General features: G+C 62.3%; 30 protein-coding genes, 1 tRNA gene and 1 pseudogene. 17 read left to right on the top strand and 15 right to left on the bottom strand.

The genetic code is table 11. The annotated features are described in order from the left end of the window. From EN990_RS28450 to EN990_RS28440, 3 genes are all read left to right on the top strand, one after another. On the top strand, positions 1-307 hold a 307-nt coding region (locus tag EN990_RS28450), incomplete at its 5' end, for a squalene/phytoene synthase family protein (protein ID WP_348629900.1). A 94-nt stretch (positions 308-401) separates the two neighbouring features. Beyond that, entirely contained in the window at positions 402-812 is a 411-nt protein-coding gene (locus tag EN990_RS28445) for a hypothetical protein (RefSeq protein ID WP_337123853.1), read from the top strand. Further along, positions 812-1,762, top strand: coding sequence for a sterol desaturase family protein (locus EN990_RS28440; RefSeq protein WP_206519177.1), 951 nt, complete (start codon positions 812-814; stop codon positions 1,760-1,762). The genes EN990_RS28445 and EN990_RS28440 overlap by 1 nt, the downstream gene beginning before the upstream one ends. 7 nt (positions 1,763-1,769) lie before the next feature. Here the strand turns inward: EN990_RS28440 and EN990_RS28435 are convergent, their stop codons facing one another. The 5 genes from EN990_RS28435 to EN990_RS28415 form a co-directional block, all read right to left on the bottom strand. Then, positions 1,770-2,102, bottom strand: a complete 333-nt coding sequence (locus tag EN990_RS28435) for a type II toxin-antitoxin system RelE/ParE family toxin (protein ID WP_127368530.1) — start codon at positions 2,100-2,102, stop codon at positions 1,770-1,772. Positions 2,103-2,195: 93 nt separating this feature from the next. Continuing rightward, the gene (locus EN990_RS36835; protein WP_224675324.1) at positions 2,196-2,321 is read right to left on the bottom strand and encodes a type II toxin-antitoxin system ParD family antitoxin; all 126 of its coding nucleotides are present in this window, start codon (positions 2,319-2,321) and stop codon (positions 2,196-2,198) included. Between the two features lie 26 nt (positions 2,322-2,347). After that, positions 2,348-3,766, bottom strand: a complete 1,419-nt coding sequence (gene trmFO / locus EN990_RS28425; RefSeq protein ID WP_127368531.1) for a methylenetetrahydrofolate--tRNA-(uracil(54)-C(5))-methyltransferase (FADH(2)-oxidizing) TrmFO — start codon at positions 3,764-3,766, stop codon at positions 2,348-2,350. 392 nt (positions 3,767-4,158) lie between these two features. Next, complete coding sequence (locus tag EN990_RS28420) at positions 4,159-4,299, bottom strand: DUF1127 domain-containing protein (protein ID WP_013531314.1); 141 nt, start codon at positions 4,297-4,299, stop codon at positions 4,159-4,161. A gap of 49 nt (positions 4,300-4,348) precedes the next feature. Then, positions 4,349-4,489: a DUF1127 domain-containing protein gene (locus EN990_RS28415; RefSeq protein ID WP_013531315.1), complete on the bottom strand. Its 141-nt coding sequence runs from the start codon at positions 4,487-4,489 to the stop codon at positions 4,349-4,351. Between the two features lie 237 nt (positions 4,490-4,726). Between EN990_RS28415 and EN990_RS28410 the strand changes: the two genes are divergently transcribed. Genes EN990_RS28410 through EN990_RS28400 form a run of 3 tightly spaced genes read left to right on the top strand, consistent with a single transcriptional unit; the run spans position 4,727 to position 7,901 of the window. Then, positions 4,727-5,845 carry a DUF2157 domain-containing protein gene (locus EN990_RS28410; protein ID WP_127385714.1) on the top strand — a complete coding sequence of 373 codons (1,119 nt, stop codon included), beginning with the start codon at positions 4,727-4,729 and terminating at the stop codon, positions 5,843-5,845. After that, positions 5,842-6,426 (top strand): GDYXXLXY domain-containing protein, encoded by a 585-nt coding sequence (locus tag EN990_RS28405; protein WP_027160417.1) that lies wholly within the window; start codon positions 5,842-5,844, stop codon positions 6,424-6,426. Before EN990_RS28410 ends, EN990_RS28405 begins: the two co-directional genes overlap by 4 nt. A 26-nt stretch (positions 6,427-6,452) precedes the next feature. After that, a complete protein-coding gene (locus EN990_RS28400; protein WP_127369839.1) occupies positions 6,453-7,901 on the top strand; it encodes an aromatic amino acid lyase in 1,449 nt (482 codons plus the stop codon). Between the two features lie 95 nt (positions 7,902-7,996). On the opposite strand, the gene EN990_RS28395 is transcribed toward EN990_RS28400, so the two are convergent. The 3 genes from EN990_RS28395 to EN990_RS28385 form a co-directional block, all read right to left on the bottom strand. Next, positions 7,997-8,082: transfer RNA gene (locus EN990_RS28395), tRNA-Leu, on the bottom strand. 285 nt (positions 8,083-8,367) lie between these two features. After that, positions 8,368-9,033, bottom strand: coding sequence for an outer membrane protein (locus EN990_RS28390; RefSeq protein ID WP_027160415.1), 666 nt, complete (start codon positions 9,031-9,033; stop codon positions 8,368-8,370). A gap of 94 nt (positions 9,034-9,127) precedes the next feature. Beyond that, positions 9,128-9,979 carry an alpha/beta fold hydrolase gene (locus tag EN990_RS28385; RefSeq protein ID WP_127369395.1) on the bottom strand — a complete coding sequence of 284 codons (852 nt, stop codon included), beginning with the start codon at positions 9,977-9,979 and terminating at the stop codon, positions 9,128-9,130. A 147-nt stretch (positions 9,980-10,126) separates the two neighbouring features. Between EN990_RS28385 and ade the strand changes: the two genes are divergently transcribed. Then, the gene (gene ade / locus EN990_RS28380; protein ID WP_127369396.1) at positions 10,127-11,935 is read left to right on the top strand and encodes an adenine deaminase; all 1,809 of its coding nucleotides are present in this window, start codon (positions 10,127-10,129) and stop codon (positions 11,933-11,935) included. Between the two features lie 161 nt (positions 11,936-12,096). Here the strand turns inward: ade and EN990_RS28375 are convergent, their stop codons facing one another. Both EN990_RS28375 and EN990_RS28370 read right to left on the bottom strand, forming a co-directional pair. Further along, entirely contained in the window at positions 12,097-13,260 is a 1,164-nt protein-coding gene (locus EN990_RS28375; RefSeq protein WP_024503865.1) for an alpha/beta hydrolase, read from the bottom strand. 137 nt (positions 13,261-13,397) lie between these two features. Continuing rightward, the gene (locus EN990_RS28370) at positions 13,398-14,471 is read right to left on the bottom strand and encodes an alpha/beta hydrolase (RefSeq protein ID WP_013531324.1); all 1,074 of its coding nucleotides are present in this window, start codon (positions 14,469-14,471) and stop codon (positions 13,398-13,400) included. A 467-nt stretch (positions 14,472-14,938) separates the two neighbouring features. Between EN990_RS28370 and ilvA the strand changes: the two genes are divergently transcribed. Both ilvA and EN990_RS28360 read left to right on the top strand, forming a co-directional pair. Then, on the top strand, positions 14,939-16,195 hold the full coding sequence (ilvA, locus tag EN990_RS28365) for a threonine ammonia-lyase IlvA (RefSeq protein WP_024503866.1): 1,257 nt from the start codon (positions 14,939-14,941) through the stop codon (positions 16,193-16,195). Between the two features lie 8 nt (positions 16,196-16,203). Next, the gene (locus EN990_RS28360; protein ID WP_127369806.1) at positions 16,204-16,764 is read left to right on the top strand and encodes a DUF1697 domain-containing protein; all 561 of its coding nucleotides are present in this window, start codon (positions 16,204-16,206) and stop codon (positions 16,762-16,764) included. 8 nt (positions 16,765-16,772) lie between these two features. Here the strand turns inward: EN990_RS28360 and EN990_RS28355 are convergent, their stop codons facing one another. Both EN990_RS28355 and gloA read right to left on the bottom strand, forming a co-directional pair. Then, positions 16,773-17,063 (bottom strand): DUF2218 domain-containing protein, encoded by a 291-nt coding sequence (locus EN990_RS28355; protein ID WP_027160411.1) that lies wholly within the window; start codon positions 17,061-17,063, stop codon positions 16,773-16,775. A gap of 146 nt (positions 17,064-17,209) precedes the next feature. Next, the gene (gene gloA / locus EN990_RS28350) at positions 17,210-17,650 is read right to left on the bottom strand and encodes a lactoylglutathione lyase (protein WP_063172309.1); all 441 of its coding nucleotides are present in this window, start codon (positions 17,648-17,650) and stop codon (positions 17,210-17,212) included. 238 nt (positions 17,651-17,888) lie between these two features. Here gloA and EN990_RS28345 point away from each other — a divergent pair, with 238 nt between their 5' ends. From EN990_RS28345 to EN990_RS28335, 3 genes are read left to right on the top strand one after another with little or no spacing between them, the layout of a single operon-like run. Then, positions 17,889-18,464 carry a cold-shock protein gene (locus EN990_RS28345; protein ID WP_174564974.1) on the top strand — a complete coding sequence of 192 codons (576 nt, stop codon included), beginning with the start codon at positions 17,889-17,891 and terminating at the stop codon, positions 18,462-18,464. A gap of 24 nt (positions 18,465-18,488) precedes the next feature. Beyond that, complete coding sequence (locus tag EN990_RS28340) at positions 18,489-19,049, top strand: DUF192 domain-containing protein (protein WP_027160409.1); 561 nt, start codon at positions 18,489-18,491, stop codon at positions 19,047-19,049. Positions 19,050-19,069: 20 nt separating this feature from the next. Further along, positions 19,070-19,837, top strand: a complete 768-nt coding sequence (locus EN990_RS28335; RefSeq protein WP_164753911.1) for an alpha/beta hydrolase — start codon at positions 19,070-19,072, stop codon at positions 19,835-19,837. An 85-nt stretch (positions 19,838-19,922) separates the two neighbouring features. Here EN990_RS28335 and EN990_RS28330 read toward each other — a convergent pair whose 3' ends face one another. Next, on the bottom strand, positions 19,923-20,525 hold the full coding sequence (locus EN990_RS28330; RefSeq protein ID WP_013531332.1) for a hypothetical protein: 603 nt from the start codon (positions 20,523-20,525) through the stop codon (positions 19,923-19,925). 147 nt (positions 20,526-20,672) lie between these two features. Between EN990_RS28330 and cysE the strand changes: the two genes are divergently transcribed. Together cysE and EN990_RS28320 are read left to right on the top strand one after the other, a co-directional pair. After that, positions 20,673-21,521, top strand: coding sequence for a serine O-acetyltransferase (gene cysE / locus EN990_RS28325; RefSeq protein WP_013531333.1), 849 nt, complete (start codon positions 20,673-20,675; stop codon positions 21,519-21,521). A gap of 311 nt (positions 21,522-21,832) precedes the next feature. Further along, complete coding sequence (locus EN990_RS28320; protein WP_013531334.1) at positions 21,833-22,036, top strand: DUF3126 family protein; 204 nt, start codon at positions 21,833-21,835, stop codon at positions 22,034-22,036. A 62-nt stretch (positions 22,037-22,098) separates the two neighbouring features. Here EN990_RS28320 and EN990_RS28315 read toward each other — a convergent pair whose 3' ends face one another. Next, a complete protein-coding gene (locus EN990_RS28315) occupies positions 22,099-22,824 on the bottom strand; it encodes a hypothetical protein (protein WP_024503873.1) in 726 nt (241 codons plus the stop codon). A 125-nt stretch (positions 22,825-22,949) separates the two neighbouring features. Here EN990_RS28315 and EN990_RS28310 point away from each other — a divergent pair, with 125 nt between their 5' ends. Together EN990_RS28310 and EN990_RS28305 are read left to right on the top strand one after the other, a co-directional pair. Further along, complete coding sequence (locus EN990_RS28310) at positions 22,950-23,291, top strand: hypothetical protein (RefSeq protein ID WP_013531336.1); 342 nt, start codon at positions 22,950-22,952, stop codon at positions 23,289-23,291. 19 nt (positions 23,292-23,310) lie between these two features. Continuing rightward, on the top strand, positions 23,311-23,838 hold the full coding sequence (locus EN990_RS28305) for a gamma carbonic anhydrase family protein (RefSeq protein ID WP_027160406.1): 528 nt from the start codon (positions 23,311-23,313) through the stop codon (positions 23,836-23,838). 48 nt (positions 23,839-23,886) lie between these two features. Here the strand turns inward: EN990_RS28305 and EN990_RS28300 are convergent, their stop codons facing one another. Beyond that, a complete protein-coding gene (locus EN990_RS28300; protein ID WP_027160405.1) occupies positions 23,887-24,435 on the bottom strand; it encodes an ankyrin repeat domain-containing protein in 549 nt (182 codons plus the stop codon). 207 nt (positions 24,436-24,642) lie between these two features. Here EN990_RS28300 and EN990_RS28295 point away from each other — a divergent pair. Next, positions 24,643-25,262: pseudogene (locus EN990_RS28295) on the top strand (DUF2726 domain-containing protein); the annotation flags it as partial.

Genomic DNA, 25,262 nt, shown 5'->3' with positions numbered 1-25,262 from the left:
GGCCGACATTCTGGCGGCAGCGGGATCGTCGCCGGAAGAATTCGTCACCGGCGACGGCGGACCCGGCGCCAAACGCGCGGTGGCGGCGATGATGGCGCTGGCACGGGAACATCTTTCCGCCTTCGAGCAAGGCGCACCGGCTCTCCCGGTCTCGCTGCGCCCGGCATTCCTGCCACTTGCCCTGTCACGCGCCTATCTCGGCAAGATGGAGAATGGCTCGCCGCTCGAAGGCGTGGCGCGGCTGTCGGCCTTGCGCCGGCATTGGCTGCTGCTGCGTCGTGCGAGCAGGGGCTGGCCTGCTCTTTGACGTAAACGTCAATCATGTTAAGACGTCCCCGCGCCAAACTGTTGCCGAAGACAACAGACCGGCTCGGAGGAGATGAATGAGCTTACCCATATTGGTGGCGATCGTTACCTTCGGCATCGCACTGTCGGTTGCGGCGGTGCATTTCACCGGCGGCAGCAAGACGGCGACGCTCAGTGGCACCGATCAGGCAGTGAGCCGATTCGCCGAGGATTTTCCCGACGAGATCGTGGCGGCGGTCCGCCTGACAGCAGATGCCGGGACCGCGTTCCTGGATATCGGGCGAGGGCGCTTCGGGATCGTTCACAGCGTAGGCGACTGCTTCTTGACCCGCATCGTCACGCCTCAAGATGTCACGATTTTGGACGCTGGAGACGGGAATACGGTCTCGCTGCGGCTCGCCGATTTCACCTGGAAGGGCGGCCGCTTCCGCTTTGCCAGCGCAACGGATGCGCAAGGCTTGCTGAAGGCGCTTGAGCCGCAGAGTTTCGGCGGAGAGGCGGCATGATGGACGACTACAATTTTCCGCAGGTCACTCAACTGGCCATCCCGTTCTTCGTTGTCGCGATCCTGATCGAGCTTTGGTTGGTGCGCACCGGCCGTGCCAAGGGTTCGTTCGAAACGCGCGACACATTGACCAGCCTGATGATGGGTACCGGCAATGTCGTTGCCGGGCTGCTGCTTGGCGTCGTGTCCTACTGGGCGTTGCTGTGGCTCTGGCAGTTCCGCGTCTTCAATCTCGGCCTGTCGATCTGGATTTTTCTGGTGGCCTTCCTGCTCGATGATCTGCGCTACTATTTCTATCACCGCATCGCGCACCGGGTGCGCTGGGTTTGGGCCGAACACGTCAACCACCATTCCAGCCAGCACTACAATCTGTCGACAGCGCTGCGGCAGAGCTGGACGGGCCTGTTCACCTTCATGTTCATGCTGCAGGCGCCGCTGGTGCTGCTCGGCTTCCACCCGGCGGTGATTGCCTTCACCTTCGGCTTCAACCTCGTCTGGCAGTTCTGGATCCACACCGAGACCATCGGCAAGATGTGGGGCTGGTTCGAGTTCGTCTTCAACACGCCCTCACACCACCGCGTCCATCACGCCACCAATCCGCGCTACCTCGACGCCAACTATGCCGGCACGCTGATCATCTGGGACCGCATGTTCGGCACCTTCGTCGGGGAACTGGAAGAAGACCGGCCGCGCTACGGCATCGTCAGGAATCTCGGCACCTTCAATCCGCTGAAAGTGGCATTCCATGAATGGATCGGCATGTTCAGGGATGCCTTTGCGCCCGGTCTGACCTTGAGCGATCGCCTGAACTATCTGATCAAGCCGCCCGGCTGGAGCCATGACGGCTCGCGCGAAACCTCGGAGAGTTTGAAGGCGGCCTATGTCAGGCGAAATCCGGGTGAGGCGGGAAAGCCGGGATTGCCGATGGCTGGTGTCGAGCCGGCTGAATAATATCGCCTCAGGATGGTTCGTTCGACCCGCCGTCGCGCATCAGCGTCTCATAGTCGCGACCGCCATAGAAGATGTTGACGATGCGGATGACATCGTTCTCGGTCAGGTGGTGATGACGGCGGAATGCTCGGAATGGGACGGGTCGTAATCCCCGAACGATATCGTCGCGCGAGCGACCGCCACGAGGCGCATTGCCGATACTCTGACAGCGCTCTTCTATCCGATCCACGAAACCGTTGGCGATGTTTTCGCTGCCGCTGCTCTCAAGGATGTAGGCGCCAATTGCTTCTAGATCGGAGATCGCGCTTTCGCTAAGAACGACGGCGGGACGCTGGATCATCGCTCTCCCTCGTCAGTTGCGAAATCCGGCTCTTTACCCGGTCGATCGCCTCATCGAGCGGAACAGCGGGTCTTTTGTCTTCGATCGACGCCTTCACCCGCGCCCTGATGGACGCCATGCGTTCAGCGTGCTCTTCCTCCTCGCGCTGGAAGGCAGGGCGGCGCGGATGACTTCACTGGCCGAACCGAAGGAGCCGTCTTCGACTTTGTCCCGGATCATGGGGTCCAATCAGAACGCGAAGCTGTTTATTCCGCCGCTTCGGCCGTTTCCGGTTGCGCCGGAAGTCCCAGCCAGTGCCGGCAATCAGCCTGCGCACGCGATGTGATGGCGTGCCGCTTGGCAACGGTCTTGTCCTTGCCGCGCATGCGTTTGCCCTCGGCCTTCGGAGCTTCGACGGGTGGGAACAGGCCGAAATTGACATTCATCGGCTGGAATGAGCGCTTTCCCGGCTCGTCATCGGAGACAATATGACCGCCGGTGATGTGGTTGAGCAGAGCGCCGAAGGCCGTGGTCAGCGGCGGCAGGGACGGAGCAAGGCCGAGCCGTTCAGCGGCGGCGAAGCGGCCGGCGAGCAGGCCGATCGCAGCGCTCTCGACATAGCCTTCGCAGCCGGTGATCTGGCCGGCGAAACGCAGGCCGGGCCGCGACTTCAGTTGCAGCGAAGCGTCGAGCAAGGTCGGCGAGTTGATGTAGGTGTTGCGGTGCAGGCCGCCGAGACGGGCGAAATCGGCGTTTTCGAGACCCGGTATAGTGCGGAAGATGCGCACCTGCTCGGCATGCTTCAACTTGGTCTGGAAACCGACCATGTTGTAGAGCGTGCCCAGCGCATTGTCCTGCCGCAACTGGACGACGGCATAGGCCTTTACCGTCGGATTGTGGGCATTGGTCAGCCCCATCGGCTTCATAGGCCCGTAGCGTAGCGTCTCGACACCGCGCTCGGCCATGATTTCGATCGGCAGGCAGCCGTCGAAATAGGGCGTGCCTTCCCATTGCTTGAATTCGGTTTTCTGGCCGTCGACCAGCGCTTGCACGAAGGCAAGGTACTGGTCCTTGTCCATCGGACAATTGATGTAGTCCTTGCCGGTGCCGCCTGGCCCGACCTTGTCGTAGCGCGACTGGAACCAGCAGGTATTCATGTCGATCGTGTCGAAATGGATGATCGGCGCAATGGCGTCGAAGAAGGCGAGCGCATCGGCGCCTGTCGCTTCCGCGATCGACTGGGCAAGCCCGGGGGCGGTCAACGGACCCGTGGCAACGATCGCCTGGTCCCAATCCGTCGGCGGCAGACCTGGCACTTCCTCGCGCCGGATGGTGATCAGCGGGTGTGCTTCGAGTTTTTTCGTCACGGCATCGGCGAATCCGTCGCGATCGACGGCCAGCGCGCCGCCGGCCGGCACCTGGTTGGCGTCGCCGGCGCTCATGATCAACGAGCCGGCCAGCCGCATTTCGGCGTGCAACAGGCCGACCGCGTTGTTGTCGGCGTCGTCGGAGCGGAAGGAATTGGAACAGACGAGCTCGGCCAGGCTATCGGTCTTGTGCGCATCGGTGCCACGAACGGGCCGCATTTCATGCAGGATGACGGGCACGCCGGCTTGCGCTGCCTGCCAGGCGGCTTCGGAACCGGCGAGGCCGCCGCCGATGATGTGGATTGGGTTTTTGCTCATGAGCGCCGGAATAATCGCTTGGTGCGGCGATTGCAATTGCCGTGCGCGGTGCGGGGCAAACAGCTGCTGATGGGAGCGCCTCCTGAAAACAACAACACCCGCCGGGGGAGGAGGTCCGGCGGGTGTCGTTTTTGGGGTCGACCTTCGGGAGGAGGTGAAGGCCGGCCATATTCGTCATCGCCGGGGAGGAGGTCGGCTTTGACGAAATTCCTTTCGCCATTTTTAGAAGGGGCGAAACCTCTGGAGCAAAATTCGTCTTGCCCCTGGGAAACAACGCCCGCCGCGGGAGGAGGTGCGGCGGGCGCCGTTTTTGTGGTCAACCCTTGGGAGGAGGTAAGGGGTGACCGTATTCGTCAAGGTCGGGGAGGAGGTCGACCCTGGCGAAATTCTGTCTAGATCGCCTGGCGGGCGATGATCTTGATTTCGTCGCGGACGATACCGAGATCATGCAGCTGGCGGTTCGAAAGGCGACCCAGCTCGGTAACCGTCTCGCGATAAACGCGCCAGTTACGATAGTTGCGGATCAGGTTCATTGTCGTTCTCTTTTTCAAAACTGGTTCGGACCATTCGCGGTCCGAAGAATTAGACCGCCTTGCGAGCGACGTAAGGAATGTCGCTGCGGCTGATGCCGAGGTCGGTCAGTTCACGGTTGCTCAGGCGGCTCAGCTCGGACACGGTGTCCCTGTAGCGGCGCCAGTTGCGGTAGTTGCGGATCAGGTTCATGGTAGTTCTCGTTTCGTCTTTCTTGCGGATCATTCCGTTTGTGTACGAACTATAAATAGGCGGACCCATATCGATTTAAAAGCGCTATGGCTGCATGGCAGCAATGCAAATTGTGCAATGCAGCATTAACGCGCGTTCACGGACCTGACACAAAGAAACCCGAATCGGAAAATGCCTTAGCGCCAACGGCTTGACCGGATCGGCTGCAAAAAAGACCAAACTGGGGGGAGAAGCAGCATGGCGAGCTATTCGTCGCGGGTCAGGGCGGATATCGCGCGCTGGCAGCAGGCCGGCATGATCGACGCCGCGACGGCCGATTCGCTGGCGCGCGATGTCGAGGCCAACGAGCGCAAGTCGCTGAGCTTCGGCTCGATCCTGGCTATGATGGCCGCCTTGCTGTTCGGCGCCGCCATCCTGATTTTCGTCGCCGCCAATTGGGACGCGATCCCGAGGCTGGCGCGCGTGGCGGCGCTGTTTGCCGTCATCCTTGGCGGCTATGTCGGCGGCGCGGTGCTGAAGGCCCGCGACCATGCGGCAATCGGGGAAGCGCTGTGGATCGTGGCGGCCGCGGCTTTCGGCGGCTCGATCGCGCTGATCGGCCAGATGTATCATCTCTCGGGCGACGAGGCCTCGGCTCTGGTGACCTGGGGAGCCGGCACGGCGCTGGCGGCGGTTGCGCTGCGATCGAACCCGCTGACGGTGGCTTCGGTCGGCATCGCCGATGCCTGGCTGTTCCTCAAAGGCTTCGACTATTACAGCCGCAGCGATTTTCCGCACGGCTTCGTCGTCATGGCGATCGTGCTGTTTGCCGTCTCGTTCTGGACCCGCAGCCAGGCGGCGCGCCACCTGATTATCCTGTCGGTGCTGTTCTATCTTATGCTGCTGGTCACCAACCACGACACGCTGCAGGTGGCGATCCCGCTGGTCGTCGCCTCGGCGCTGCTGTTCGCGGCCTCGGTCTTCGCGCCTGGCCCGGTCGACCGGGTCGTGCAACTCGGCGGCCGCTTGCCCTTGCACGCGCTGCTCGGCTTCCTCACCGGCCTCGCAATGATCCAGTTCGAACTCGCCGACGAGAGCACCTACAACAGCGGTTTTGCCCTCGCTTCGGCGATCGCGCTGGCCGGTGTTGTCGCCGCGATCGTGCTGGCAGGACGGGAGAGCCGTGGGCTACGCTGGCTTGCCTATCTCGGCTTCGCCTTCGAACTCGCCATCATCTATGTCGTGACCCTGCAATCGATGCTCGATACGGCCGGTTTCTTCCTGGCCGCCGCGGTGCTGCTCGGCATCCTCGCGATCGTCATCATCCGCGTGGAAAAACGCATGAAGGGCCCAGACGCCAAGGGAGCCACGGCATGATCACCGGGAAAAGGCTTGTCATCTCGGCGCTGGTGGTGGCGCTCGTCCAGATAGGCTTCCTGAGCTGGATCATCGCCGGCCGGGCGGCGATCCTGCGCAACGGCAAGGAAGTGCTGCTGAAGATCGAACCCGTCGATCCGCGCGACCTCCTGCGCGGCGACTATATTATCCTGGGCTACGAGATTTCACGCATACCGGTGAAAATGATCGCCAACATTCCGCCCGACAAATTTTCAAGCGACGATACGTCGATTGTGGTGCGCCTGAAGAAGGGCGCCGACGGCTATTGGCAGCCGACGGCCGCCTGGTTCGGCAAGGCGCCAACGATGGCAACCGCCGACGAGGCCGATATTCTAGGCCACATCGCCGAAGGCTGGGACCTTCGCGGCGAAGAGGCGACCATCGCGCCGGACTATGGCATCGAGCGCTTCTATCTGCCGGAAGGCGAGGGGATGGCGATCCAGAACGACATGCGGGTGCGGCCATTCGGCATCCGTCTTGCGCTTGCCGGCGACGGCACCGCACAGATCAAGGCGCTGGTCGACGGCGACAAGACGCTGTTCGAGGAACCACTCTACTAGGTCCCTTATTTCCGATGGTGTGAAGCATGCCAGTTAGCCTGTCGACGCGTGACGACATCAACCTCGACACTGTCTTCCGCGTCGCCTGGAAGAAGGACACGGTGGAGATCAGCGAGAAGGCCTTGCAGCGCATCGCCGAATGCCGCGCCTCGTTTCTGAAGCTGATCGAATCCGATCCGCCACCGGTCATCTATGGCGTCACAACCGCCATGGGGGAATTGGCAAGCCGAAAGCTCGAACCTGACGAGCGTGATCGCCATGCGCGCATCAAGGCGTTTGCCGCCGCCACCTCGTTCGGCGATCCCTTGCCGGATCGCGTGGTCAGGGCGATCGTGCTTGCCCGTCTGACAAACTTCATCGAGGGCAACGCCGCCACCACGCCGCGCATCGCGCTAGCCGTGGCCGCGATGCTCGACGGTGAGCCGATGCCTGTCGTGCCGGCCTCCGGCCAGGGCGGCGCCGGTGAGATCCTGGCGCTCTATCCCTTGTTTGCAGAACTTTCGACGCGCTTCGACCTCGAGGTCAAGGAACGCGGCTCGCTCATCAACGGCTCGCCCTGCGCCGCCGCTTTGGTGGCCGACGCAGCGCTCGCGGGGCGCCGCCGCATCCGCATGGCGCAAAAAGTGTTCGCGCTGTCGATCGAAGCGTTTCGCGCGCCGCTCGAGCACTATGACGCGGCGCTCGACACGCTCTGGGGCGATGAGCATGAGACGGCTGCCCTGCAGGGATTGCGGGAGTTTCTGGTTGGCGCCGGCGATGGGCGACGCAACTATCAGGCGCCGGTCAGCTACCGCATCGTGCCGCGCGTCCTCGGCCAGGCGCATCGTGCGCTGGCGACGGCCGAGCGGGCGGCCAATGTGTCGCTGGCCTCGGTATCGGACAATCCCGTCTACATCCCGCCCGACGATGCACATCGGCTCGGCCGCTGCATCTCGACCGGCGGCTATCACAATGCGATGGCAACGCCGGCGCTGGACGATCTGGCGGCGATATGGGCCGACATCTGCCTGCTCTGCGACCGCCACGCCTCGAAGCTTCTGAACGGCAAGGTGTCGCTGCTGCCGGATCTGCTGATGACCGGACGTCACTCAGCCGACAGCGATGGCCATGGCAATGTCGGCTATGTGCCGATGGCGATCACCGGTTATCTTGAGCAGGCCAAGCTGGCCGCACAGCGCACCTTCATTCCGGGCACGGAATCGGCTGGCGCGGGGCAGGACGACGTCGCCACGACGGCGTTCTTCGCATGGACCAAGGAAGCAACCGCCGGCCGCTGCGTCGATGCCGCCATGGCGATGCTGGCAATGATCGCCTCGCAGGCGCTGCACGTCACCGAACGGACGCCGCCGCCGACACTGCGTTCCTTCGTCGATCAAATCAGAGCTATCGTGCCGCCTGTCGGCGCCGATCGCGTGCTGGGGCCGGAGCTTGCCAGGTTGGCGGAATGGTTCACTGAGAAAGTGTTCGAGGCGTAGAGATGCCGACAAGCTGTAGCCGGTGAAATTGGTGCGCCTGAACGAACCTGCCGAGCTTCAGGTGGCCTGCCACCCGAAGCTCGAAGAGCGAAGGGTGGTGCGGACGACGGGAATCGAACCCGTACGATCAGAGATCGAGGGATTTTAAGTCCCTTGCGTCTACCAATTCCGCCACGTCCGCAGGCCAGCCCTTTTCAGACGCCAGACACAGGCCGTCAAGTCGTGTTGTTGAGCGTTCGCCGAACGTGCAAACAGACCGGGCGGCTTGATGATACTGGCGCGATCACGGAATTATCGGCGCGGCGGGTAGTGGTAGGATGCCTGTGTGGTGGATTTGATCCGCCAAGGCCGGCGCCTCTCAGGCCCAACCCATTCCCCCCGCCCACTGGGAGCGTCGGCCACCCTTCCATGAAGAGAGCCCCTCAAGTGGTCGCCTGGGCCGGCAGCGTCGCGATTGTGGGCCTGGTCAGAACTTGTAGCTCAAATTGATCCCGACCGTATTCAGCTTCACGTTCTGATCGCGATCGTTAAAGGGTTCTGCCACCTCGTAGTGCTCGGAGCCGAAATCATAGTAGCGATACTGCGCGCCGACGACGAACTTGTCGGTCAGCGCGTAGTCGACGCCGGCACCCACGGTCCAGCCGACATTCGTGCGCGTGCTGTCGAACGCCGGACCCGCGACTTGCGATGTTTCGATGCCGGCAAAGGCGACGCCGCCAATGCCGTAGACCAGCAGGCGGTCCATGGCGTAACCCGCCTTGGCGTTGACCGACCCGAACCACTTGATGTCGGTGCCGAATGTGCTTCCCAGCGCCGATACCGTCGTGCCGCCGACCGAGGAATAGTTGAGGTCCGCCTCGGCGCCGAGCACCGCCTGGTCGAATTGCCACAGGCCGGCGACGTGGCCGCCGACAAAACCGCCGTCAATGTCGGGCGCGATGGAAAATGGCGCACCTTCTGTCACCGATACATCGGATTGGCCCCAGCCATAGCCGGCCTGCAGACCAGCGTAATAGCCCGTCCAGTCGAATCCGGGCGCGGTCATTGGCACGTCGACCGCCGGGTCGGCTGCAAAAGCCGGCACGGCCAGAACGGCAAGGAAACCGGCACTAGCGACCATCAATCGACGCATCGAACTCCCCGAAATGACGGTTCAGAAAGATCCTCGTCAGAAGGATAACCGCATTCGCCGCAATCGCAATCCCCCTGTCGCCGTACAGAATCCTCTATTTGGCATCGATGAAGTCCAGCACAGCCTGGCTATATTCATCCGGCGCTTGCAGCATGGCGAAATGACTGGCGTTGGGCAGGACGATCAGCTTCGCACCTGGGATGGCGGAGGCGATATAGTCGGTGTGTTCGCGCTTGATCGCCTCATCGTGGTCGCCGGCAACGATCGCCGTCGGCGTGGTTATCTGGGCAAGCTGTTCCTTGCTCCACGCCGGCTCGCTCTCCCACATGTGGCTCATCTGCGCCACGAAGGCGTCATACTGGTCCGGTGTTTTCGACATCTTCTTGTAGTCGCGGCCGGAGCGGTCGATGTAGGCGGCAAAGGTCTTGTTGGTCATCACGCCCGGATCAAGGCCGTCGGTGGTTACGTTGGCGGCTTGCGCGAACAGCCTTGTCAGCCGCTCCGGATGATGCAGTGCGATGTCGATACCGATGATGCCGCCATCGCTCCAGCCGACAAGCGCGGTCTTGTCGATCTTCAGGTGGTCGAGCAGCGCCAGATAGTCCGATGCCATCAAGTCGTAGCCATAGGGCTGCTCGGTGCGGGTGGAGCGGCCGTGGCCACGGCTGTCGGCGACGATTACCTTGTGCGTCTTGGAAAGCGTGGCCACCTGGCTGGCCCAGATGTCGCCGTGGCCGAGGCCGCCGTGGATGAGCAGCACCGGATCGCCCGCGCCGAAAACGGCGTAGTACATCTGGATGCCGTTCACCGGCGCGTATCCGCTCTGATCGGGTTTGGGCATGGCCGCTGGTTCCGGCAAGGTCTGCCAACGCTCCTCGGCCACGGCAGAAGTGGTCGACGCTGCGAACAAGATAACGATGGCGAACGCTTTCCAAAAACGGGTCATGTCTTCCCTCATATGGTTCGGTTCGCGGTCAGCATCGCCTTCCAGCCGGATTAGTCAACAAGCTCGCCCTGACGCGGTATGTCGGACCGACGGCTCTGGCGGCGCCCGCCGACATTTGCGAGACTGGCGGCAACCGAGGAATCGCCAATGACGAAAGCAACGCCCGCAAAACCCAGACCGTGGACCGAGATGGCGACACATCTGGTCGATGTCGCCGTGGGGCGCAAACCCGCTGACCTGGTCGTGCGCAACGGCCGCTGGGTGAACGTTCATTCGGGCGAGATCATCGCCGGCACCGACATCGCCATTGCCGGCGGGCGCTTTGCCTATTGCGGGCCCAATGCCAGCCATGCAATCGGCCAGGGCACCAAGGTGGTCGATGCCGGCGGGCGTTATCTGGTGCCCGGCCTCTGCGACGCGCATATGCATGTCGAGAGCGGCATGGTGACGGTGACCGAGTTCTGCCGGGCCGTCATTCCGCACGGCACTACCTCGATGTTCATCGACCCGCATGAAATCGCCAATGTTCTGGGTCTGCCCGGCGTGCGGCTGATGCATGACGAAGCGGTCGCCATGCCCATCAACGTGCATGTGCAGATGCCGTCCTGCGTGCCTTCGGCGCCGGGGCTGGAACATGCCGGCGCCGAGCTGACGGTCGCCGATGTCGCGGAAGCGATGACCTGGGAGAACATTATCGGCCTGGGCGAAGTGATGAACTTTCCCGGCGTCGTCGCCAATGATCCGGTGATGTCGGGCGAGATCGCGGCGACGGTTCATGCAGGCAAGACGGTCGGCGGCCACTATGCCTCGCGCGATCTCGGCCTGCCGTTCCACGGCTACGTCGCCGGCGGCCCCGAGGACGATCATGAGGGCACGCGCGCCGAGGACGCCATCGCCCGCGTGCGCCAGGGCATGAAGGCGATGCTGCGGCTGGGCTCGGCCTGGTACGACGTTGCCTCGCAGATCAAGGCGGTGACGGAGAGCGGAATCGACCCGCGCAACTTCATCCTGTGCACCGACGACAGCCATTCCGGCACGCTGGTCCAGGAGGGCCATATGGACCGCGTGGTGCGCCACGCCATCCAACAGGGATTGAAGCCGGTGACGGCGATCCAGATGGCGACGCTCAACACCGCCCAGCATTTCAAACTGGAGCGCGAGATCGGCTCGATCGCGCCGGGCCGGCTGGCCGACCTGCTGATCGTCTCGGATCTCGCCGCAATGACCATCGACGAGGTCTATGCACGCGGCGTCAGGGTGGCCAAGGGCGGCAAGCTCGAAATCGACATTCCGGCCTATGATTACCCCCGGACGGCGAAGAACACCGTCAAGCTCGGCAAGAAGTTGAAGGGCGACGACTTCGATATCGCCGCCCCCAAGGGCGCCAACGAGGTTCGGGTGCGTGTCATCGGCGTCATCGAGAACCAGGCGCCGACGCGCGCGCTGGAGGCCGATCTGCCGGTCGAGGACGGGCTGGTCGCAATGGACCGCCGCAACGACATCTGCCAGATCGCGCTGGTCGAGCGTCACAGGGGCACGGGCGGCGTCACCAACGCCTTCGTTTCGGGCTTCGGCTATATGGGCGACTGCGCCATGGCGTCCAGCGTGGCGCATGACGCCCACCACATCATCTGCGTCGGCACCAACAAGCAGGACATGGCGCTGGCGGTAAACCGTCTGGGCGCGGTCGGTGGCGGCGTCGTGCTGTTCTCCAAGGGCAAGGAACTGGCGCTGGTCGAAATGCCGATCGCAGGCCTGATGTCGGACGAACGGGCGGAAATCGTCGCGGCCAAGGCCGAGAAGCTCACCGAGGCGATGCGCAAGATGGGCTGTTCGCTGAACAACGCCTACATGCAGCACTCGCTGCTGGCGCTGGTCGTCATTCCGGAGCTCAGGATCTCCGACGTCGGCCTGATCGATGTGACGACATTCCAGAAGGTCGATCTGTTCGTCTAGGATTGTTGATATTCAGGCCATGCCGGCCTGCAACTAGCGATTTTCTGCGCTTCCGGTGCTCACGTACTTAAGTACGCTCCGCTCCGGTTCTCGAAAACCACCACTTTCGGCTCGGCCTGACCCGAATCTCAACAATCCTAGGGCCAATGCCGCCCGCTGGCTCACCCGCCGGTGGCGATGGTCAGCACCTTGAACGGCGTGGTGATGACGATCTCTGCGACCGAGCCGACGGCCTTGCCAAGGCCCTGGCCGAGATTGTTGAGCTGTGTCGGGTCGGGTTCGTCCGAGGCGAGGCCCGCCGGCGCCCGCAGCCGGTCGCCGAGCAGTTGCACCAGCATCGGGTTGTCGGCGAATTTGGCGTGGTTGAGGCGGTCGCCGCCCTTGGCCTGGGAAAGATCGACCACCGACACGCCATAGCTGGCGAGGTCTGCAGCGTTGCCGTAGTCGCCGACGCGCGGCTTGTCGCCCGAGATCAGGGACGAGAGCTTGAGAGCCCGGTCATCCGCAGAGAGCAGGATGGCGAACGGCTTGTCGGGTTTGCCGTAGCGGATCATCTGCTTCTTGAAGACGTCGACATCGATGTCGGGCGAGGCCAGGATGACATAGCCGAGCTTGCCGCCGAGATCCCGGTCGCCGGTGATGGCAAGCTGGCGCAGCGCCTCCATGGTCACCCAGGTTCCCATCGAATGGGCGATGATGTCGATGCTCTTGACCTTGGTCTTGGCCAGCATCCTGAGCGTCGCCTCGAGGTCGTCGCGCGCTGCGTTGGCGCTTTCCTTGTCGTAGATGTAACCCGTGGTCTTGCCGCTCGAAGCCCAGGAGAACAGGACCGGGGTGCCGGGATATTTGGTGTCGTGGGCGATCTGCGTCAGCCGGTAGATGCCGTCGTCAAAACCGTTGTTGAAGCCGTGCACGAAAACCAGCGCACGGTCGCCGCGCATGGAAATGTCGGCGCCGACCGCTTTGGCGAACTGGGGCGCGCCCTCATAGAAAGTGACGTCCTTGGCGGTAAAATCCTTGGCAGGATTGCTGTTTGCCGATCCCTTGGCCCGCTCGATGGCGCCGACCTGATGGCTTTTGGGAACGGTGACGTCGACACGGGCAAAGCTGGTGGTCAGCGAGCGATCGCCGTCGTAAACCTGTCGCGGCTCTTTTGTTGCCCTCTGGCGGGTGGTGGCGACGAAGATTTCATGCGTGGCCGCGATGTCGGATGCGGGCACCGAGACCGTCGTCCTGTTGAGCAGGTCGTGCGTTTTTCCGCCAGCGCAGCCGGTGACAGCGAGCGCCAATGCAACGACGAGGTAGCTCTTCGAACGCACGGTCACACGCAGGCTCCCGCCAAAGGGGACGTCAAACGCGTGACGTCGCTGGCTATTCCGATAAGGCCAGAGACCGGCGCGGTCCAGTTCAAAGTGAATCCATACGTCCGCGATGCCGGGCAGGCATGGCCGCGAGACCGCACCTATTGGCCAAGCAGGCTGATGCGGTCGGTGACATCACGGTCGCTGGCAAAGCCGTCATCCTCGCGCAGCCGCTGGCCGATCATCTTCACCAGCGTCGGATTGTCGGCGAACTTCGTATGGTTGAAGCTGTCCGATCCCTTGACCTTGGACAGGTCGACGACCGTCACGCCATAAGAGGCAAGATCGGCGGCATCCTTGTAGTCGCCGACACGCGGCCGTGAACCGGCGATCAGGCCGGAGAGCCGCAGCGCGCGGTCGTCGTCCGATAACAGCAGGATGAACGGCTTGTCGGGCTTGCCATAGCGCCGCATCTGGCTCTTGAACACGTCGACATCGATGTCGGGCGAGGCCAGCACCACGTCGCCGAGCTTACCGCCGAGATCGCGATCGCCGGTGATGGCCATCTGGCGCAGCGTTTCCATGGTGACCCAGGTTCCGAGCGAATGTGCGACGATGTCGATGCGCCGCGCGCCGGACTGCTCCAGCATCCTGAGCGTCACCTCCAACTGGTCGCGGGCAGCGCTGGCGCTTTCCTTGTCATAGACATAGTCGGTGGTCCTGGCGCCCGATGCCCAGGAAAACAGCACTGGCGTGCCGGGATAGCCGGAATCATGGACGATCTGGGTCAGGCGATAGACGGCGGCATCGAAGCCGGTGTTGTAGCCATGCACGAAGACCATGACGCGGCCGCCGCGCGCCGCGATGTCGGCGTTGAGCGCGCTGGAGAATTTCGGCTGCGTGTCGTAGCCGACGACCTCGGAAGCCATGAAATATTTGGCCGGGTCGTCCGACTTGCCGCGCGAGCGGCGCTCGATCTGGCCGGTCTTGTGAAGCCCCGGAACGGTGACGTTGACGCGGGCATAGTTCAGCGTCGCCGACCGTTCGCCGTCGAAAACCTTGTTGGGATCGTCGGATTTCTTGCGCGTCGTGGCGATGAAGATCGAGTGGTTGCCGGCGATCTCCGTCACCGGCGCCGACACCATGGCGCTGCCAAGCAATTCCTGTGTTTGCTGGCCGGCGCAGCCGGCGACGAACAAGGCCAGGACAACGGTAAAAATCTTCTTCAAAGGCACGCCTGAATTTCCAACTCCGGCCGAAAGGCCTGTCTATCCTCACGATACCTCCCGGACAGGCAGAGTGCGGCAGAACTAAGTCCTGTCGAGTCGAAATGTGATCGGCGCCCCGCTGCGGCCATCGCAGTGTTGCGCGAAAGCCAAAATGGCGGGAAACGGCTGCGTGATGTGCGCAATGAGCGGCGTCGCCGCCGGCCCTCCAATCCCCGCAGAGATAGCGATTTCATACCGCCCGATGCGAGGGGGTATGAGAATGCACCCGCAAGTAGCTGAAAATATTTCGCAAAATTTCCGCCCGGAAGGACGTAAATGATGGACGATGGCGCTGGGGAGCCGGATATGTGATAGGCGGGCTCGCGCCGCACCTGGTCATGGCGCTCAACAACCGAACGTTCGCGACCCGATTAATGATAGAGATCCGCGGACAGCATGCAACGCAAGGTGATTTTCCCCAGGGGTGGTTTCCGATGAACAGTTTCTCTTCCCGCGTTGCTGCCGCTGCCGCCGCGATCCGCCAGATCTTCCCTGAAACGCCGCTACAGGAAAACGACTATCTGTCGAAAAAGACCGGTGCGCGGGTGCTGTTGAAGCGCGAGGATCTGTCGCCGGTCCGCTCCTACAAGATCCGCGGCGCCTTCAATTTCTTCCGCAAGACACTGGCGGCCGGCAACGAGGCCGAACTGTTCGTCTGCGCGTCCGCCGGCAACCACGCGCAGGGCTTTGCTTTCGTCTGCCGCCATTTCGGCAGGCGAGGCGTCGTGTTCATGCCGGTGACGACGCCGCAGCAGAAGATCGACAAGACCAGGCTGTTCGGCGGCGATTTCATCGAGATCAGACTGGTCGGCGATTTCTTCGACGATTGCTATCGCGCTGCCCTGGAATTCACCGACAGTTCCGGCGCCCATATGGTGCCGCCTTTCGATCACAAGGACATCATCGAGGGCCAGGCAACCGTCGCCTACGAGATCGCGGACCAGATGCCGGGCGCCCGCATGCCCGATATCGTCATGCTGCCGGTCGGCGGTGGCGGACTTGCCGCGGGCGTCACCCACTATTTCGCCGATCAGGGCAGGGAAGCACGCTTCGTCTTCTGCGAACCGGCAGGCGCGCCGAGCCTGCGCGAGAGCCTCGCGGCGGGGAAACGGCTCAAGCTCGCCAAGGTCGATAATTTCGTCGATGGCGCCGCGGTGGCCGAGATCGGCCGCGAGCCGTTGCGTCATCTCAAGGATTTTCCGGCCGACACGGTGCGGCTAATCCCGGAAAATAGGCTCTGCGCCACCATGATCGAGATGCTCAACGTCGAAGGCGTCGTGCTGGAGCCGGCTGGCGCGTTGGCGATCGATGCGCTCAAGGATTTCTCCAAGAAGGAGATCAGGGGCAAGACAATCGTCGCCGTGGTTTCGGGCGGCAATTTCGATTTCGAGCGGCTTCCGGACGTCAAGGAACGGGCGTTGCGCTTCGAGGGTTTGAAGAAATACTTCATCATCCGTTTTCCGCAGCGGCCGGGCGCGCTGCGCGATTTCCTCGAACTGCTCGGACCCGACGACGACATCGCCCGTTTCGAATATCTGAAGAAATCGGCGCGCAATTTTGGTTCGGTGCTGATCGGCATCGAAACCAGGGACCGTCGCAATTTCGATCTGCTCAAGGCGAAGTTCGAGGCCGAGGGCGTCCAGTATCAGGACATCACCGACAACGAGACACTGGCCGGGTTCATCATATGAGCGATCGAATGATTGATCCGGGAAAAGTCTTCGTCGCGCTGTTTTCGGGCATCAATGTCGGCGGCAACCGCATCGTCAAGATGGCGGAGCTGCGGTCGTTCTTCGAGGGCCTCGGCTTTTCCGACGTCGCCACCTACGTGCAGAGCGGCAATGCCGTGTTCCGGGCGAAGAAAGGCGACGCGGCGGCACTGGCGAACCTGCTCGAAGCAGCCTTCGAGACGAAATGGGGGTTCCATTCGCGCATCGTGGTGCGCGATCTCTCCTGGTTCGAGAAGCTGGTGCGCGAAAATCCCTATCCGGAAATTGCCGCGGACCACACGAAGCTGCACGCCTATGTGCTGGAACGCGAGCCGACCGCCGATGAGGTGGCGCGGCTGACCGAAAAGTGCACCGGCCCCGAACGCTTCGCGATCAAGGGCGATGTGCTCTACCTCAGCGCACCGAATGGGCTGGGCAAATCGGTGTTTGCCGGGCTGATCCCGCGCACGCTGAAAGTGCCGGGTACCGCGCGCAATTGGCGCTCGGTGCAGGCGCTGCTGGAGATGGCCGCACACGCCGGTGAGAAGTAGTTGGCCGGCTAGGCGGAAGTTGGTTTCCAGTCGAAGGTCAGTTCTTCGCGGAAAGCAAAGCGCTTGATGTGATCGGCGACAACGCTTTCCAGGCGCTCGATCGATCCTGCTTCGTCAGTCGACACCGTGACATGCAGCGCTGCGGCATCGGCAGCCATGACGGTACGGCCCATTGAGAGATCGATGGTGCCATGGGTGGGATCGAACTCGACCGGGAATTTGTGTGCCCAGTGCTTGCACAACTGCTGCAGGTAGCGGCTGGCATGTTCGGTGGCGACGTCGGCATGGCTGGTCGGCATGAATTCTCCTGGGCAAGCGCCTTTTGCATGGCTGGGCGCCGGCCCAAGCCTGGCGCCTCAGCCAGACAGATAGGCGCCGCCCCTGAAAAACCAAACGGTAGCGGGGCCGTCAGCCTGGCATTGTCCGCTCAAGACAGCGTGATCGGCTACCAGCTTCCGGTGTTCGCCATCGAAGCCCAAGGCTCGGCCTTGGCCTTGGCCGGGCCTTTCTGCAAAAGCTCGATCGAGATGCCGTCCGGCGACTTGACGAAAGCCATGTTGCCGTCGCGCGGCGGCCGGTTGATGGTGACGCCATTGTCCATCAGATGCTGGCAGGTGGCGTAGATGTCGTCGACCTCATAAGCGAGGTGGCCGAAATTGCGCCCGCCCTTGTAGTCTTCGGGATCCCAATTGTAGGTCAGTTCGACCAGCGGTGCCTTTTCATTGATGCCGCTCTCCTCGTCTTCCGGTGCGGCGAGGAAGATCAGCGTGAAGCGGCCCTGCTCGTTTTCGTAGCGGCGCACTTCCTTGAGGCCGAGCTTATTGCAGTAGAAGTCGAGCGAGGCATCGACGTCGGCGACACGGATCATGGTGTGCAGATAGCGCATGTGATTTCCTCGATAAATTGCGTTGCGGCGCAACATAGGGTCGGCCCTGTCAAAGGGCAATCGTGCGGCGGTGCGCAATGCCGGCAAAGAACAAATCCGGTATTGCCCCAATGAACCGTGAAAAAAGGCACGGCAGGTCTTGCACACACCGGAAGCCGCAGTGTTAATCTGTTGGCAAGAATCAGTTGCGGTGTTCTTGAAAAGAGGGGGCATTCTTATGGGGGAAAAGGCCTCTTTCATGGGGCGGGACGGAACCCTTGGCGACGCATTGCAGCGTGACGAAGGCGGCGACGCTTCTGATCTGCTCGAAGTAGCCGGCGCCATCAAGTGGTTCGATGTGGCCAAGGGTTATGGTTTCATCCTCCCGGATGACGGCATCTCGGGCGACATCCTCCTCCATGTGACATGTCTTCGAAGAGACGGCTTTCAGACGGCCCTGGAAGGCGCGCGTGTGGTCTGCCTCGTCAAGCATGGCGAGCGCGGATTGCAGGCCTTCCGTGTGCTCTCCATGGATGTCACCACCGCGGTCCACCCGGCCGAGATGCAGGAGCAGCGCACCCATGTCGCGGTGACGCCGGAGAGCGGTCTCGAACGCGCCTTGGTGAAATGGTTCAACCGCACCAAGGGGTTTGGTTTTCTCACCCGCGGCGAGGGTACCGAGGATATCTTCGTCCATATGGAGACCTTGCGCCGTTACGGTATCACCGAGCTTCGGCCCGGACAGGTCGTGCTGGTTCGTTTCGGGCGCGGCGACAAAGGCCTTATGGCCGCCGAAATTCACCCCGATATGGGGACCTTGCCGGTCTCGCACTAAGGCGTTTCCGGCCGAGGATCTCGAATGGCTTACAGGAACTGGCTGACCGCGGGCGCGATGTGCGCGATTGCCTTCATCGCCGCCGCCGGTGGTTACTTCTATTCCGAAAAGCCGACCTCGGCGGACAGCCGGGCAATGATCCTTCCGGCCGATCCGGCGCCATTGGTCGTGGTGACGAAAGGCGGTGATCGCTCTTTCTCCATCGAAGTCGCCGACACCGCCGCGGAGCGCGAGGCTGGCTTGATGTATCGCCAGGATATGGCGGACAACCACGGCATGCTGTTCGTCTTCGAGGTCCAGCAGCAGGTTGGCTTCTGGATGCACAACACCCCGATGCCGCTTGATCTGATTTTTGTCGGCCAGGATGGCAAGATCCGGGCGGTCAAGCACGGCGAGCCGCAATCAGACGCCGTCATTTCGCCTGGTGTACCGGTGCGTTTCGTGCTTGAGCTCAAGGCAGGCACTGCCGCCAGGAACGGCATCGAGTATGGCGACCTTTTGCGCCATCCGGCGGTGGGCACGGTGTCCGGCCCCGGCATGCCACCAGCCGACAATGGCGATGCACCCAATGGCGGTGGCGGTTGAGCACACAGGCGGGATCGCAGATGCAGTCTTTCACCCATGACGGCTTCGACCTTGCCTTCCTCGACCGCCAGCCGGAATCGGGCGAGGGCGATCCGGTGCTGATGATCCACGGCTTCGCTTCGAGCCACTATGTCAACTGGGTGTCGCCCGGCTGGTTCAAGACGCTGAACGATGCCGGTTACCGCGCCATCGCCTTTGACAATCGCGGCCACGGCGCGTCGTCCAAGAGCTATGATGAGGCGGACTATACGCCGGTCAAGATGGCCTCCGATGCCACTGCCTTGCTCGACCATCTCGGCATCGAGCGCGCCCACGTCATGGGTTATTCGATGGGCGCGCGCATCGCGGCGTTCATGGCGCTGTCCGATCCGGACAAGGTGGCGACGCTGGTCTTCGGCGGCCTCGGCATCGGCATGATCGACGGTGTCGGCGATTGGGATCCGATTGCCGACGCGCTGCTTGCCGAAGATCCGGCCGCGACCAGCCATCCGCGCGGCCGGTCGTTTCGCGCCTTCGCCGACCAGACCCGCAGCGATCGCCGTGCCTTGGCGGCTTGCATCGCCAAATCGCGCGAATTGCTGAGCGAGCAGGATGTTGCCCGCATCGCCCAGCCGACGCTGGTCGCCGTCGGAACCACCGACGACATAGGCGGCTCGCCCGATGAGCTTGCAGCGTTGATGCCGAACGCCAGCGCTTTTCATATCGAGGGCCGGGACCATATGCTGGCCGTCGGGGACAAGACCTTCAAGCAGCGCGTGCTGGAGTTCTATGCCGAAAATCCGCTCTGAGCGGAGGGCCAGGGCAGCGAGAAGCAGTGCCGTAGTCGGGGACGAGGCTGCTTGGCATCGTGATAGGCGCTTATCCTGATTGTCCTTAGCCGTTTGCAAGGGCCGCCAGCGATCGCGCGATGTTTTCCCGGGCCTGCGGTTCGAAGCGCTGGCGAAACTCTTGCGTGTGGAAGATATGCGGGCGGGCGAGGAAACTCTTCAAGACCGCACTGCGTCCGGCTCGCCACATCGGCTCCTCCACCCAGTGGTACTCGCGCCGCACGGCGCGCTCATAGGCGTCGAAGGCGTCCGGTGCGGCACCCAGGATCGACAGGTCCATATCCAGGAAAAGACTTGCGTCCCGTGTGGCCGTCGCGTCGTCGAACGGCGGCACCTGGTGCGTGGCGGTGGCGACGATCATTGCCGAGATGCGGTTGATACGTGAAGGATCTGCGCGGCCCGCCAGCTTTTTTTCGGCAAGGGCGGCACTTTGCGCCTCATTGTCCTTGGCCTTGCTGTCATAGACGGCATCGTGGAACCAGATCGCCGCTTCGATCGCCTCGGGATCGGCCAGCAACCTTCGATAGTCGCCAGCCAGCGCCAGCATCGCCTCGATATGGGCAAGGTTGTGGTAGTGGCGGCCCTGTGCCCGGTAGAGCCCTGAGAGCTCGCTTTTCAGCGCGTCGTCGATCAAGGGTTCGTTTTCCATGGCTGCTTGAATTCCCGCGAACCAAATCCATTTGACAAAGCACTAAGGAAAATTGAGTTCAATCGTGCTATGATCTGGCTTATATGTGCGGCCAGGCAACAGGCAAGCACAACAGGCAGGCCAGGCAGGACGCAGGACGAGACGGCGATGAACAGCATCAGCATTTCCCGACACAGCGCATTGAAGCCGGTCGATCCGATCTGGCGTTCGATCCGGGACGAGGCCATGGAGGCTGTCAACCGCGACCCGCTGCTCGCTGCATTTCTCTATTCGACCATCCTCAACCAGGACAGCCTGGAAGAAGCAGTCATTCATCGGCTGGCCGAGCGGCTGGCGCACCAGGACATCGGCTCCGATCTCATCCGCCAGACCTTCAAGTCCATGCTGGCCGACGACAAGGAGTGGCCGACGACGGTACGTGTCGACATCCAGGCCTATTACGATCGCGATCCTGCCTGCGACCGCTTCATCATGCCGGTGCTCTATTTCAAGGGGTTCCACGCCATCCAGACCCATCGGCTGGCGCATTGGCTGTGGAACCAGGGGCGCAAGGATTTCGCGCTCTATCTGCAGAGCCGCTCGTCCTCGGTCTTCCAGACCGACATCAACCCGGCCGCCCGCATCGGCAAGGGCATCTTCATCGACCACGCAACCGGCCTCGTGGTCGGCGAGACCGCGGTCATCGAGGATGACGTGTCGATCCTGCATGGCGTGACGCTGGGCGGCACCGGCAAGGCCGGCGGCGACCGCCACCCCAAGATCCGCTACGGCGTGCTGATCGGCGCCGGCGCCAAGATCCTCGGCAACATCGAAATCGGCCATTGCTCGAAGATCGCGGCAGGCTCGGTGGTGCTGTCGCCCGTACCTCACAACAAGACGGTTGCCGGCGTGCCGGCCCGCGTCGTCGGCGAGACCGGCTGCGATCAGCCGTCGCGCCAGATGGACCAGCTTTTGCCGTCGCAGACGATGGATCAGGTCGTCAGTTTCGACATCTGACCGTCATATGTCCGCTGCCTGAGGCCGTGGGCAGACATGGGCGATTGTTCTCGCCCAAGGTCTTTTGAGATTCAGGTCAGGCCGAGCCGAAAATGGTGGGTTCCGAGAACCGGAGCGGAGCGTACGTTTGGGTACGTGAGCACAGTTCTACCGCGACGCGGTAGAACGGGGAAGCGCAGGAAACCGCCATTTGCAGGCCGGCCTCACGTGAATATCAACAGACCTTAATCAGGCCGCTTGCCTTTACATCGCCATTGTCGACGTGCCAGAAGCGCGTTCGAACGAGCAAGCCCGATGATCGGAGAAGACTGTTGAAGCCGGACGAAATCAGAAAGCTGGACGCCTATTTCAAGCGCGTCTTCCAAAACCCCAAGCTTGAGGTCAAGGCGCGGCCGCGCAAGGACGATTCGGCCGAGGTCTATGTCGGCGACGAATTCCTCGGCATCGTCTTCAAGGACGAGGACGACGGCGACTACAATTTTTCGATGGCGATTCTCGACATCGATCTGGCCTGAGCCAGCAAATCTTGCGGTCGGCCGGCTCATGCGGCCGGCCAGCCGGTTCCCTTGAAGCGTTCTTAACGTCCCGCCTTCAGAACGCGCCCGGCTTCGGTGGCGATTGCCGCGTCGAGCGCCTGCCAATCGCCCAGAAACTCCCTTGGGAAGCGATAGGTGAGGCTGAGTTCGTCGCCGACCTGGATGTCGCGCTCGCAAGGCGCCAGCGATTGGTCGGCACTCGGCCCGCTCAGGCAACGGGCCACGAACGGCTCCTTGCCGGGGCGATTGCCGACAACCAGCACCTCGTTCAGATAGCCTGATTTCTCGTTGAAACCATAAATCATCGTGCCGCCAGGCCCGGCAGTGCCGGGTCGGGTGATCAGCGCGCTGTAGATCGGCGCGAAGCGGCCGCTCATGTCACGCGACATCATCTGCTGTTCGAAGGACAGGAAGACGATGCTTTTGGCTGTTCCCGTATGGTTGAAATCATCCCGCGCGGCCTCGCTGTAGCCGTCCATCTGGGGATAGCGCAGATAGAGGTCGAGCCGCGAGGCGATGCCGTCGCGCCGGGCCTGGGCGAAACGGATGGCATTGGCCGGGACCGTGATGACATTGTTGCCGATCACCACCTGGTGGGCCGTTGCGTCGTCGGTGTATCCGGCCATGGCGATCGAATGGCCGAACCATTTGCCGGCAAGGCTGATCGCCACCGACAACAGGGCGAGCGCCGCGAACCCGTAGAGCACCCGCTTCATCAGCGTGGAATCGACCACGGTGAGTTCGTTGGCGAGCGCTGCCTGCTTCATCTCAGTCCTCGGATCTCGGGCCGCCCGTCCGCCTCCAGTGTCCCCGGGCGGCACACATCGCACGGCATGGCTCTTGCAGCCTGCATGGAACGACTGTGCAATTTCATGGTAAACGGAAAGTTAAGATGGGACCGCTGGAACTCACACTCTTTGCTTTTGCCGTCGGGTTGACGGCCTGCGGGCTGGCCGGATCGGCCATGGAACTGGTGTCGGGCCGCAAGGTCGCCTTCACCGAACCCTATGTGTCGCCGTCACATGTCTTGCGCTCGCTGCTCGCCACGGCCTGTGCGGGACCGTTCATGCTGGTCAACGACGCCATCGATGCCCGGCGTCAGCGCCGCATTTCAACGTTGGCGCTGATGTCCTGCGGCTGCACGGCAATTGCGTGGACCTTGGCGCTGGGCGTCGTCGTGCTTGCCATTGCCTCATGGTCGGTCCGTCTCCTAGGGTCCGAGCTGCCAGGCTGAGACGATTCGGAGACCAGAAATGCCGCTTTATGCGATCGATGGAACAGAGCCCAGCTTCGCCGATGCGGACTCGAACTGGATCGCGCCCGATGCGACGCTGATCGGCGACGTCAGGGTCGGACGCAATGCCGGCTTCTGGTTCGGCGCCGTCATCCGCGGCGACAATGAGCCCATCGTCATCGGTGCCGACACCAACGTGCAGGAACATACGGTCATGCACACCGATCCCGGTTTTCCGCTGACGATCGGCGAAGGCTGCACGATCGGCCACCGCGCCTTGCTGCATGGCTGCACGATCGGCGACAACAGCCTGATCGGCATGGGCGCCATCGTGCTGAACGGCGCGAAAATCGGCAGGAATTGCCTGGTCGGCGCCGGTGCGCTGGTTACCGAGGGCAAGGAATTCCCGGACAATTCGCTGATCGTCGGCTCGCCCGCCAAGGCGATCAGGGTGCTGGACGACGCGGCCGTGGCAAGGTTGCGCGGCTCGGCGGCGCATTATGTCGCCAACGGCAAGCGCTTCAAGGCGGGGTTGAAGAAGGTTTGAGGCTAGCCTGGCATTTGCTGGTTTCTTAGCGCCTCAACTCACTGTCCGTCAGTTGCGCCCAGCCATCGCATCGCGCAGCAAGGAAGCACCGCCTTCAAAGCCGGCAATCTCGGCTTCCTTGATCGCGGTCCTGTAGTCATCGATGCGGGTTTCGAGCGCCGGGTCGGCGCCCGCCGCCAAAAGCAGGCGGATCGCATCGACACTGCGGATGGCCACCGAATAGTGCAGCGGAGTCCAGTCGTTGACGCCCCGCATGTTGGGGTCGGCGCCAGCTTCGATCAGCACCCGCACGATGTCCAGCCTATTGGCGCGATCGGTGGACAGCGCCGCAATGATGGACGGAAACCCGCCATGATCCTGATAATTCGGATCCGAGCCCGCCTCCAGCAAGATCGAGATGAAGCTGACGGGGCTCCAATAGATCGCATATTCCAGCGGATGCCCAAGGCCGAACTCAAACGGCATGCGCTCGTCGAACCATCGGGAAGAGCCGCCCAAGGCTAGACCGAGGCCGTCGAAGTCGCCGGCCTTGAAGGCATCGTCGATCGCCTTGAAGAGGCGATGACGCTCGCATCGATCTTCCGGGATTTCCAACATCGCCGTGTTCCAGAAGGCGGAAACCAACGGCCTATATTGCCCCGATCCCCTGCGCGTGGAAAGGCGGTCGTCCGATGCGTCCAGTAGGTCGACGATGCGCATACCATTTCACTGATATAAGTCATCGCTGAATAATAATCTGCATCGCGGAGGTAGCTTTCCGGCATGCCATTCCAGCTCAGTGAGCAAACGCAGCAAATTCTTTCGCTAATTTGCATTCTGTTAGCTGGCGTCTTCATTGGTATGGCCTTGGAACGTCTCCTATCGAGGAAACGGAGGCAGGCATGGAGGGAGAGCAATAGCAGGCGCTGGGCGAGAGAGCGCAGAGGGGGCGACATTCTTAGCGGCCTATGGGTTGCCCCGAAGCCTGTTTCCGCGCCACCGAAACCGACTGATCCTGCTGACCAGTTGCGGATCGTCATGGGTGCGAGCTTCACTATTCAACCGCTCCTCAACAGGAGTGAAGTGCGCGTCTTCAAGGAACTTGATCGCATGGTGATCAGCTGCAATCCGGGATGGCAGGTGATGGCCCAAGTGTCACTGGGCGAAATTTTGCGCAGCGCGAACGCTGACGCCTACAGCTGCATCAACTCGAAACGAGTGGACCTTCTTCTTGTGGACGAGACTTGTCTGCCTCGACATGCGCTCGAATACCAAGGCCATGCGCATCACCAAGGCACAGCAGCAGCACGTGATGCGGTCAAAAAGGAAGCGCTGCGACGTGCTGGCATCAGTTACCATGAGATCGTCGGCGGTCACACGACACCTTCGGAACTCAGGCGACTGGTTGAGAGGCTGGTGACAAGCCCACCGCACCGCAATAGCTG

It is taken from the genome of Mesorhizobium sp. M7A.F.Ca.US.005.03.1.1 (assembly GCF_003997975.1).
In the GTDB taxonomy this organism is placed as follows: Bacteria; Pseudomonadota; Alphaproteobacteria; order Rhizobiales; family Rhizobiaceae; genus Mesorhizobium; species Mesorhizobium ciceri.
The sequence above is the reverse complement of the archived record's forward strand: the minus strand, read 5'-3'. Positions and strand labels throughout refer to the sequence as shown.